The organism is Herbaspirillum lusitanum P6-12 (genome assembly GCF_000256565.1).
Classification (GTDB): domain Bacteria; phylum Pseudomonadota; class Gammaproteobacteria; order Burkholderiales; family Burkholderiaceae_D; genus Herbaspirillum; species Herbaspirillum lusitanum.
The window spans coordinates 1-10,094 of the sequence record NZ_AJHH01000402.1; the positions used below are offsets into that span (position 1 = coordinate 1).

Genomic DNA, 10,094 nt, shown 5'->3' on the forward strand with positions numbered 1-10,094 from the left:
TTTTAATAAAATTTCAAAGAAATATTGCCACAAAGGCATCTTCTTTTTGATATCTCTCCACTACTTATTGGTTATCACTCGATCAGGCGTGATTCCGTTGTGGGCTGCGGCGAAGCGATAGTAGCAAAGTAAACTCAAATATAAAATAGAATTTTATTGATGAATTTAAGGCTGCGTGCAATAATCGCCACACTTCATGGCCATTCCTGCCGCCTGTGGGTTTCAGGCGGCGCCATGCACAACAACGACGGCAACGCAAAAAAGCGTTGCGGAGACAGGAGCAGGACAGCGTGACGAGCGAGCGTGCCAAGCCGGCGTGCATCGACCGGCTTCATGGGCTTCACTGACATTTGTTCTTAACACCCTTTTTCTACTGAGACGATGACCACCATCACTTCCATGCGCGTACTGGACGTACGTTTCCCGACTTCGAAGACGCTCGACGGCTCCGACGCCATGAATCCGGATCCGGACTACTCCGCCGCCTACGTGATCCTGGAAACCGACCAGTCCGGCCTCGAAGGCCACGGCCTGACCTTCACCATCGGTCGCGGCAACGAGATTTGCTGTGCTGCCATCAAGGCGATGGAGCATCTGGTGGTCGGCCTCGACCTGGCCTGGGTCAGTGAAGACATGGGACGGTTCTGGCGCACCATCACCTCCGACAGCCAGCTGCGCTGGATCGGCCCGGACAAGGGCGCGATCCATCTCGCCACCGGCGCCGTCGTCAATGCAGTCTGGGACCTGTGGGCCAAGGCGGAAGGCAAGCCGCTGTGGAAGCTGGTGGCCGGCATGTCGCCGGAAGAACTGGTGCGCAGCATCGACTTCCGCTACATCACCGACTGCATCACGCCCGACGAAGCGCTGGCGCTGCTGCGCGCACAGGCTCCAGGCAAGGCCGAACGCATCCGCCTGCTGGAGCAGAACGGTTATCCCTGCTACACCACCTCGGCCGGCTGGCTGGGCTACGACGACGCCAAGCTGCGCCGCCTGTGCAAGGAAGCCATCGATGGCGGTTTCAACCACATCAAACTCAAGGTTGGCCGCGATCTTGCCGACGACAAGCGCCGCGTCACCATTGCGCGTGAAGTCATCGGGCCGGATCGTCACCTGATGATCGACGCCAACCAGGTCTGGGAAGTCGACCAGGCGATCGAATGGGTGAATGAGCTGGCCTTCGCCAAGCCATGGTTCATCGAAGAGCCGACCAGCCCGGACGACGTCGAAGGCCACCGCAAGATCCGCGAAGGCATCGGCGCCGTCAAGGTCGCCACCGGCGAGATGTGCCAGAACCGCGTGCTGTTCAAGCAGTTCATCATGCGCGGCGCCATCGACGTGGTGCAGATCGACTCCTGCCGACTCGGCGGCGTCAATGAAATCCTCGCGGTGCTGCTGATGGCGGCCAAATACAAGTTGCCGGTCTGTCCGCACGCCGGCGGCGTCGGCCTGTGCGAATACGTGCAACATCTGTCGATGATCGACTATGTCTGCATTTCCGGCACCCTCGAAGGACGCGTGACCGAATACGTTGATCATTTGCACGAGCACTTTATCGACGCCTGCGTGGTCAAAGGGGCTGCCTACATGCCGCCGACCGCACCGGGATTCTCGATTACGATGAAGCCGGAATCGCTGGAGCAATATCGCTTCCGCGGCTGATCAAAAAAACAAGACAACAATAGCGATTGAAACAATCGCAACACGGAGACAAACGTGGATTTACATCTCAAAGACAAAGTCGTGATCGTCACCGGCGGCGCGTCGGGCATCGGCGGCGCCATCTCGCTGCAGCTGGCCGCTGAAGGCGCGATTCCCGTGGTGTTCGGCAAGAGCCAGCCCCATGACGCCTTCCGGGAGCAGTTGCTGAAACTGCAACCGCAGGCGCGCTTCTTCCTGCTCGACCTGACCGATGAAGGGAAGTGCGAGCAAGCGATTGCCGAGACCGTGCGTGCATTCGGCCGCCTCGACGGCCTCGTCAACAACGCCGGCGTCAACGACAGCGTCGGCCTCGATGCCGGCCGTGTCGCCTTCATGCAATCGCTGGAAAAAAACCTCATTCATTATTACGTCATGGCGCACTATTGCGTACCGCACCTCAAGGCCACGCGCGGCGCCATCGTCAATGTCTCGTCCAAGACCGCCGTCACCGGCCAGGGCAACACCAGCGGCTATTGCGCATCGAAGGGCGCGCAACTGTCGCTGACACGCGAATGGGCGGCCGCACTGGCCAATGACGGCGTGCGCGTCAATGCGCTGATCCCGGCCGAAGTCATGACGCCGCTGTACGAGAAATGGATTTCCGGTTTCGACAATCCGCAAGAGAAGATCGCTTCGATTGCCAGCAAGATTCCGTTCGGCAAGCGCTTCACGACCTCGGAAGAAATGGCCGACACTGCCGTCTTCCTGCTGTCGGATCGCGCCGCCCACACCACCGGGCAATGGGTGTTCGTCGACGGCGGCTATACCCATCTCGACCGCGCGTTGAGCTGAGGGGCGAGCCATGCGTTACTGCCTCGCACTCGACCTGAAAGACGACGCGGCGCTGATCGCGCGCTACGAAGAACATCATCGCCGCATCTGGCCGGAGATCGCCGCGCATCTGCGCGCACACGGCGTGACCGGCATGGAAATCTACCGACTCGGTACGCGCATGACGATGATCATGGATACTGACGACGCCGTGTATGACGCGGCGGCAATGGCGCAGGCAATGGAAAGCGATCCCAAAGTACAGGAATGGGAAACGCTGATGTGGCAATTCCAGGCGCCGACGCCGTGGACGCCGCAAGGAGAGAAATGGGTGCCGATGGCGAAGATCTTCGACCTGACGGCGCAGTGAGGGCAACAGCAGTAGTGAAACAAACAACACGGCCGATCAATACAACAAGGCTGGTTTGCATCAACGAGGCAGGCATGCAATCAGAAAATACAGAGACCGCAAACGAATCGGGTTACCTGATCTCGCTGCGTAACGTTACCAAACGCTTTCCCGGCGTGCTGGCGCTGGACAATTGTCAGCTCGACCTGCTGCCGGGCGAAGTGCACGCGCTCATGGGCGAAAACGGCGCCGGCAAATCGACGCTGATGAAGATCCTGTCGGGCGTCTATCAGAAGGACGAAGGCAGCATCTTCGTCGACGGCAAGGAAGTCGATATCGACGGTCCGCGCGCGGCGCAGGAACTCGGCATCGGCATCATCCATCAGGAACTCAACCTGATGAATCACCTCAGCGCCGCGCAAAACATCTTCATCGGCCGCGAGCCGCGCGGACGTTTCGGCATGTTCCTCGACGAAGAGACCCTCAATCGCCAGACCGCCGGGATCTTCGCGCGCATGCGTCTGAAGCTCGATCCGCGCATCCAGGTCGGCGAACTGACCGTGGCCAAGCAGCAGATGGTGGAAATCGCCAAGGCGCTGTCCTTCAATTCGCGCGTCCTGATCATGGACGAGCCGACCGCCGCGCTCAACAACGCCGAGATCGACGAGCTGTTCCGCATCATCCGCGACCTGCAAACGCAGGGCGTCGGCATCGTCTACATCTCGCACAAGATGGATGAGCTGCGCCGCATTTCCAATCGCGTCACCGTCATGCGCGACGGCAAATACATCGCCACCGTGCCGACCGAAGAAACCCCGATCGACACCATCATCAGCATGATGGTCGGCCGCCAGCTCGACGGCGCGCGACCGGTCACCGCCAATGCCGGCGACAACAAGATCGTCCTGGAGGTCAAGGGATTGACGCGCGGTCATGCCATCCGCGACGTCAGCTTCCAGTTGCGCAAGGGTGAAATCCTCGGCTTCGCCGGCCTGATGGGCGCCGGCCGCACCGAAGTCGCACGCGCCATCTTCGGCGCCGATCCGCTCGATGCCGGCGAGATCTTCATCCACGGCGGCAAGTCCGTGATCAAGTCGCCGTCCGACGCCGTCGCCCACGGCATCGGCTATCTCTCGGAAGATCGCAAGCACTTCGGCCTGGCCACCGGCCTCGACGTCAAGGCCAACGTGGTCATGTCGAGCATGAATCGCTTCCTGAAGAAGGGTTTGTTCCTCGACCAGGCCGCCATCCGCAGCACCGCGCAAAGCTACGTGCGCCAGCTTTCCATCAAGACGCCGTCGATCGACCAGCCGGCGCGCCTGCTGTCCGGCGGCAACCAGCAAAAGATCGTGATCGCCAAGTGGCTGCTGCGCGACTGCGACATCCTGTTCTTCGACGAGCCCACGCGCGGCATCGACATCGGCGCCAAGAGCGAAATCTACAAGCTGCTCAACACGCTGGCGGAGCAAGGCAAGGCGATCGTGATGATTTCGTCCGAGCTGCCGGAAGTTCTGCGCATGAGCCACCGCGTGCTGGTCATGTGCGAAGGGCGCATCACCGGCGAACTCAGCGCGGCCGAAGCCTCGCAGGAAAAAATCATGCAACTGGCCACCCAGCGCGAATCGGCCGTGGCCAGCTGAGGCCGCCCACGCCCCCCATACTAGACCCGAGACGATCATGGCAAACAACATCCACTCCGCCACTTCCGCATCCACCACCATGGCCAATACCGCTTCCGCCCAGGGCCTGCGCGCCCGCCTGTTCAACCCGGCCGCGCGCCAGAAGCTGCTGGCCTTTGCCAGTCTCTTGCTGATGATCCTGTTCTTCAGCTTCGCCTCGCCCAACTTCATGGAGGTGGACAACCTGGTCAGCATCCTGCAATCGACCGCTGTGAACGGCGTGCTGGCCATTGCCTGCACCTACGTCATCATCACCTCCGGCATCGACTTGTCGGTGGGCACCATGATGACCTTCTGCGCCGTCATGGCCGGCGTGGTGCTGACTAACTGGGGCATGCCGCTGCCGCTGGGCATCGCCGCCGCCATCTTCTTCGGCGCGCTGTGCGGCTGGACTTCGGGCATGCTGATCGCCAAGCTCAAGGTGCCGCCGTTCATCGCCACGCTGGGCATGATGATGTTGCTCAAGGGTCTGTCGCTGGTGATCTCCGGCACCAAGCCGATCTACTTCAACGATACGCCGTCGTTTCCGCAGATTTCGCAAGAGTCGCTGATCGGCGACCTGATCCCGGCGCTGCCGATTCCCAACGCCGTGCTGATCTTGTTCCTGGTGGCGATCGCCGCCGGCGTCATCCTGAACAAGACCGTGTTCGGCCGCTACACCTTCGCGCTGGGCAGCAATGAAGAAGCGCTGCGCCTGTCCGGCGTCAAGGTGGATTTCTGGAAGGTCACCGTCTACACCGTCAGCGGCGCCATCTGCGGCATCGCCGGCCTGCTGATCGCCTCCCGCCTGAATTCGGCGCAACCGGCGCTGGGGCAGGGCTACGAGCTCGACGCCATCGCCGCCGTGGTGATCGGCGGCACTTCGCTATCGGGCGGCACCGGCACCATCCTCGGCACCATCATCGGCGCCTTCATCATGAGCGTGCTGATCAACGGCTTGCGCATCATGTCGGTGGCGCAGGAATGGCAAACGGTAGTCACCGGCGTGATCATCATCCTGGCGGTCTATATGGATATCCTGCGCCGCCGCCGACAATAAAAAGTAGAAATCGCCTTACCCCCGCTGTTTTAACATTCATCAAGGAGACTTAAAAAATGATAAAGAGAAGAGCCCTCAACATCGCCCTCGGCCTCAGCTTCGCGTTCGGCGCAAGCGGCATTGCGCAAGCGCAGGAAATCTATATTCCGCTGGTCTCGAAAGGCTTCCAGCATCAATTCTGGCAGGCGGTGAAGGCCGGCGCCAACCAGGCCGCGACCGACTACAAGGTCAAGGTGACTTTCGAAGGTCCGGAAACCGAAGCCATGGTCGACAAGCAGATCGACATGCTGTCCGCCGCACTGGCCAAGAAGCCGCAGGCAATCGGTTTTGCCGCGCTCGACAGCAAGGCTGCGCTGCCGCTGCTGAAGAAGGCGCAAGCCGCGAAGATCCCGGTGATCGCATTTGACTCCGGCGTCGACAGCGACATCCCGGTCACGACCACGACTACCGACAACAAGGCCGCCGCTGCACTGGCCGCCGACAAGATGGCCGAACTGATCGGCAAGGAAGGCGAAGTCGCCGTGGTCGCGCATGACCAGACCAGCCGCACCGGCATCGACCGTCGCGACGGCTTCGTCGATCGCATGAAATCGGCCTATCCGAAGATCAAGATCGTCAGCATCCAGTACGGCGCCGGCGACCAGCTGAAGTCGACCGAAGTCACCAAGTCCATCCTGCAGGCTTATCCGAAACTCAAGGGCGCCTTCGGCACCAATGAAGGTTCGGCCATCGGCGTGCTCAACGGCGCCAGGGAAATGAAGCGCAAGGTCGTCATTATCGGCTTCGACTCCGGCAAGCAGCAGAAGGATGCCATCCGCGACGGCCAGATGGCAGGCGCGATCACGCAAAACCCGGTCGGCATCGGTTACAAGACCGTCGAAGCTGCAGTCAAGGCGCTCAAGGGCGAGAAGCTGCCGAAGATCATCGACACCGGTTTCTACTGGTACGACAAGAGCAACATCGCCGATCCGAAGATCGCGGCAGTGCTGTACGACTGATCGTCTGATCATCTGACCTGAGGATCCGATGCCGGCGGCATTCGCACACTGCGGATACGCCGGCATTCTCATTTGATATTTTCCATTTTTCTCTGACCAGGCCATGACCATGCGCATCGATGCACATCAACATTTCTGGCGCTATCGCGCCGAAGATTACCCATGGATAGGCGCCGGCATGGATGTGCTGGCGCAGGACAAGCTGCCGGCCGATCTGCTGCCGCTGTTGCGCGCACATCAGCTGGATGCGTCGATTGCCGTGCAGGCGCGTTCGGGCCGCGACGAGACGCGCTTCCTGCTCGGGCTGGCGCAGGAGCATGATTTCATCGCCGGCGTGGTCGGCTGGGAAAACCTCGCCGTGCCCGACCTCGGCGAGCGCCTCGATGAATGGCATGGCGGCGACAAGCTGCTGGGTTTCCGCCATCAGGTGCAAGATGAAGCCGATGCGGGCGCCTTCCTGGAACACGCCGATTTCAATCGCGGCGTGGCGTTGCTGCAGGAGCGTCACTACGTCTACGACGTGCTGGTGTTCGAAAGCCAGTTGGCCGACACGCAGGCATTCTGCGCACGCCATGACAAACACTGGCTGGTGCTGGATCATCTCGGCAAGCCGGCGCTGCGCGAATTCGGCAAAAACGGCGGCAACAGCGACGATGCCTTGTGGCGCTGGGAAAAGGAATTGCTGGCGCTGGGCGCATTGCCGCACGTGGTGTGCAAGCTGTCGGGACTGGTCACCGAAGCCGACTGGCAGAACGGCCTGCAGCCGGCCGACTACCAGCACATCCGCATCTGCCTCGATACCGCGCTGGAAGCCTTCGGTCCGCAGCGCCTGATGTTCGGTTCGGACTGGCCGGTGTGTTTGCTGGCTGACTCTTACGGCAAGGTAGCGGATCTGATTGCCGACTGGGCGACGAGCAACCTGAACAAAGACGAGCAGGACGCTTTGTGGGGTGGAACGGCGGCGCGTTGTTACGGCATCAAAGTCCGATAGCCCGGACGGTTATTTTTCAATTGCCCTGCACCAGTTGCAAGGGCGTCGCCATTACGGTGTTCAGTTCGCGCATGCTGGCCGGCCGCTGGGCCACCAGCGTCAGCACCCATTCCTGAAGATAGGTCGCACCCGGCGTGTTCTTGCCGGTGCGATCATTGGGTACACCAAGCACACGCTGCCAGCCGCGCACGATCATGCCGTCGGCATGCATGCTCAGCAATTGCGGTTCATACAGCGGCGACAGCAACAAGACCGTCGCCCCATTCGCATTTTCCGCACCTTCGGGCGCGCTCAGCGTCATCTGGCGCGTGGTGCCGGCCATGCTCATCGTCACGATGCCGGCGAAACCGGCGTCGGCAGCCACTTCCGCCTCGGTGCGGCGGATTCCGTCATGTCTTAATTGTCGAATTATACTGTACATAAATCCAGTATATTCCAAAATTGTCCCTCGGCGCAATACGAGTTCTTGCTTTCAAATTCGTCTTCGGGCGTGCTGCTGCGAAAGTACCCAAGGCTGCACGCGGTATATGAATATGCGGATATATTCGTGGCGGCGGCGTGGCGCGCGCAAGAGAATCAACGATTGATTTTCTCTTTCTGGAGTGCGCCATGAGCCGCGATTTGCTGTTGTTGCTGGAAGCCGGATTTACCGACCCGAACCATCCCGGTGAACGTTTCATCTGCCCCGACGGCGCGCCCATCGAAGGCCTGCTGGCCGGCGATCCGGAGCATGCCGGACGCCTCGACGTCCAGCGCCTGCCCTTCGCCAAGCCGCGCCAGAAGGTGGTCGCCGCGCTTGATGCGGATCACCAGAGCCTGCCGGTGCTGATCCTTGGCGATGAACAACCGCTGCCGGCCGACAGCGCGCACGTGCAGCAGCTCGGCGACAAGCGCTTCATCACCGACACGCGCCGCATCCTCGACCTGCTGGCGGAGCGCCACGGGTTCTTCAAGGTGCATTGATGCATCATCGGTTCGCGCCGATGTCGGCGCGGGCGCTTCCGACCTGATCCTTCCCGCCCCGACCGGAGTATTCCCATGAGCGAATCCAGCACGCGCCCGCGCCAGCTGCATCTCAACATCAACGTCCTGCATTCCGGTTTCGTGCCTTCGGCCTGGCGCCTTCCCGACGCCGATCCGCATGCCTTCATCGACGTCGGCCATTACATCCGCGTGGCGCAGATCGCCGAAGCCGCGAAGTTCGATGCGGTCTTCCTGGCCGACAACGCCTCCATCATCGAGCAGATCGATTTCCGTCCCATCACGGCGCTGGAACCGACCGTGCTGCTGGCCAGCGTGGCGGCGGCGACCACGCACATCGGCGTGATCGGCACCGCCTCGACCAGCTACAACGAACCGTACAACATCGCGCGCCGCTTCGCCACGCTGGACCATGTCAGCAAGGGCCGCGCAGGATGGAACGTGGTCACCACCGCCGATCTCGGCTCGGCGCGCAACTTCGGCCGCGACGCAGTGCCGAACCACGCTGAACGCTATGCGCGCGCGGCCGAGTTCACCGACGTGGTCAAGGCCTTGTGGGACAGTTGGGAAGACGACGCGGTGATCGGCGACAAGGTCGGCGGCCGCTTCATCGACACTGCCAAGGTGCAGCCGATCGGGCATCGCGGCACGCACTTTTCCGTACACGGCCCGCTCAACTTGCCGCGCACGCCGCAGGGCCATCCGGTGCTGGTGCAGGCGGGCGGTTCCGCCGACGGCCGCGACCTTGCTGCGCGCCATGCCGAGGCCGTATTCTCGGCATCGCAGTCGTTCGAGGAATCGCAGGCTTACGGACGCGAACTCAATGCGCGCGCAGCGGCCTACGGACGCGGTCCGCATGCGGTCAAGATCCTGGCCGGGCTGACCACCATCATCGGCGCCACGGAAGCGGACGCGATTCGCCGGCGCGACGAGCTGATCGACATGATCCCCTGGAGCTACAACATCAATCGCCTGGCCGGCATCCTGGGCGTGGCGCCGGAACGCATCAAGCTCGATGAACGCCTGCCCGACGATATCGCCCTGCCCAGCAACGGCAACGGCAATCACACTTTCTTCAACGCCACGCTGGCGCAGGCGCGGCAGCACGGCTACACCGCGCGGCAGTTGGTGTATGCATTGGCGGGCGGCGGCGGTCACCGCGTCGTGGTCGGCACACCCGAACAGGTCGCCGACGACATCGAGCACTGGTTCAAGGGCGGTGCAGCCGATGGCTTCAACCTGATGCCGGATGCGCTGCCGAGCGGCTTGCAGGACTTCACCGACGGCGTCGTGCCGATCCTGCAGAAGCGCGGCATTTTCCGCCGCGACTATGAGGGAACGACACTGCGTGAACATCTGGGACTGGCACGTCCGGGCGGACGCAAGAGCATTGCCGACGCCGCCTGAAGCATGAATTAGTGACGATGATCGAAGCGGCGCGATACGCGCTCACCCACCAGCTGGATGACGGACACCAGCGCAATCAGGATCACGATGACTTCAAACATCACGCGCGTCTCATAGCGCTCGTAACCGTAACGAATCGCCAGGTCGCCCAGCCCGCCGGCGCCGACCGCGCCAAGGCCCT

General features: G+C 61.7%; 10 protein-coding genes and 1 pseudogene. 9 read left to right on the forward strand and 2 right to left on the reverse strand.

What is annotated here, in order from left to right:
- Window positions 1-381: 381 nt before the first annotated feature.
- The 7 genes from HLUSI_RS0113090 (at window position 382) to HLUSI_RS0113120 (ending at window position 7,525) form a co-directional block, all read left to right on the forward strand.
- A complete protein-coding gene (locus HLUSI_RS0113090) occupies window positions 382-1,659 on the forward strand; it encodes an L-fuconate dehydratase (protein WP_016834408.1) in 1,278 nt (425 codons plus the stop codon).
- 54 nt (window positions 1,660-1,713) lie between these two features.
- Window positions 1,714-2,490 carry an SDR family oxidoreductase gene (locus HLUSI_RS0113095; protein ID WP_016834409.1) on the forward strand — a complete coding sequence of 259 codons (777 nt, stop codon included), beginning with the start codon at window positions 1,714-1,716 and terminating at the stop codon, window positions 2,488-2,490.
- A 10-nt stretch (window positions 2,491-2,500) separates the two neighbouring features.
- Window positions 2,501-2,839 (forward strand): L-rhamnose mutarotase, encoded by a 339-nt coding sequence (locus tag HLUSI_RS0113100; RefSeq protein WP_016834410.1) that lies wholly within the window; start codon window positions 2,501-2,503, stop codon window positions 2,837-2,839.
- 74 nt (window positions 2,840-2,913) lie between these two features.
- Window positions 2,914-4,458 carry a sugar ABC transporter ATP-binding protein gene (locus HLUSI_RS0113105; RefSeq protein WP_016834411.1) on the forward strand — a complete coding sequence of 515 codons (1,545 nt, stop codon included), beginning with the start codon at window positions 2,914-2,916 and terminating at the stop codon, window positions 4,456-4,458.
- 37 nt (window positions 4,459-4,495) lie between these two features.
- On the forward strand, window positions 4,496-5,536 hold the full coding sequence (locus HLUSI_RS0113110) for an ABC transporter permease (protein ID WP_029363480.1): 1,041 nt from the start codon (window positions 4,496-4,498) through the stop codon (window positions 5,534-5,536).
- Between the two features lie 56 nt (window positions 5,537-5,592).
- Window positions 5,593-6,534, forward strand: coding sequence for an ABC transporter substrate-binding protein (locus HLUSI_RS0113115; RefSeq protein ID WP_016834413.1), 942 nt, complete (start codon window positions 5,593-5,595; stop codon window positions 6,532-6,534).
- A 103-nt stretch (window positions 6,535-6,637) separates the two neighbouring features.
- Entirely contained in the window at window positions 6,638-7,525 is an 888-nt protein-coding gene (locus HLUSI_RS0113120; RefSeq protein ID WP_016834414.1) for an L-fucono-1,5-lactonase, read from the forward strand.
- A gap of 16 nt (window positions 7,526-7,541) precedes the next feature.
- Here the strand turns inward: HLUSI_RS0113120 and HLUSI_RS0113125 are convergent, their stop codons facing one another.
- A complete protein-coding gene (locus HLUSI_RS0113125) occupies window positions 7,542-7,889 on the reverse strand; it encodes a hypothetical protein (protein WP_016834415.1) in 348 nt (115 codons plus the stop codon).
- 245 nt (window positions 7,890-8,134) lie between these two features.
- Here HLUSI_RS0113125 and HLUSI_RS0113130 point away from each other — a divergent pair, with 245 nt between their 5' ends.
- Together HLUSI_RS0113130 and HLUSI_RS0113135 are read left to right on the forward strand one after the other, a co-directional pair.
- The gene (locus HLUSI_RS0113130) at window positions 8,135-8,488 is read left to right on the forward strand and encodes a DUF3088 domain-containing protein (protein WP_016834416.1); all 354 of its coding nucleotides are present in this window, start codon (window positions 8,135-8,137) and stop codon (window positions 8,486-8,488) included.
- A 75-nt stretch (window positions 8,489-8,563) separates the two neighbouring features.
- On the forward strand, window positions 8,564-9,913 hold the full coding sequence (locus tag HLUSI_RS0113135; RefSeq protein WP_016834417.1) for an LLM class flavin-dependent oxidoreductase: 1,350 nt from the start codon (window positions 8,564-8,566) through the stop codon (window positions 9,911-9,913).
- Between the two features lie 8 nt (window positions 9,914-9,921).
- On the opposite strand, the pseudogene HLUSI_RS28510 reads toward HLUSI_RS0113135, so the two are convergent.
- Window positions 9,922-10,094: pseudogene (locus HLUSI_RS28510) on the reverse strand (ABC transporter permease); the annotation flags it as partial.

What these genes read in the sequence shown, in the direction of transcription:
- HLUSI_RS0113120 (WP_016834414.1), top strand. Translation starts at nt 6,638, where the DNA reads ATGACCATGCGCATCGATGCACATCAACATTTCTGGCGCTATCGCGCC.
- HLUSI_RS0113115 (WP_016834413.1), top strand. Translation starts at nt 5,593, where the DNA reads ATGATAAAGAGAAGAGCCCTCAACATCGCCCTCGGCCTCAGCTTCGCG.
- HLUSI_RS0113135 (WP_016834417.1), top strand. Translation starts at nt 8,564, where the DNA reads ATGAGCGAATCCAGCACGCGCCCGCGCCAGCTGCATCTCAACATCAAC.
- HLUSI_RS0113105 (WP_016834411.1), top strand. Translation starts at nt 2,914, where the DNA reads ATGCAATCAGAAAATACAGAGACCGCAAACGAATCGGGTTACCTGATC.
- HLUSI_RS0113100 (WP_016834410.1), top strand. Translation starts at nt 2,501, where the DNA reads ATGCGTTACTGCCTCGCACTCGACCTGAAAGACGACGCGGCGCTGATC.
- HLUSI_RS0113130 (WP_016834416.1), top strand. Translation starts at nt 8,135, where the DNA reads ATGAGCCGCGATTTGCTGTTGTTGCTGGAAGCCGGATTTACCGACCCG.
- HLUSI_RS0113110 (WP_029363480.1), top strand. Translation starts at nt 4,496, where the DNA reads ATGGCAAACAACATCCACTCCGCCACTTCCGCATCCACCACCATGGCC.
- HLUSI_RS0113090 (WP_016834408.1), top strand. Translation starts at nt 382, where the DNA reads ATGACCACCATCACTTCCATGCGCGTACTGGACGTACGTTTCCCGACT.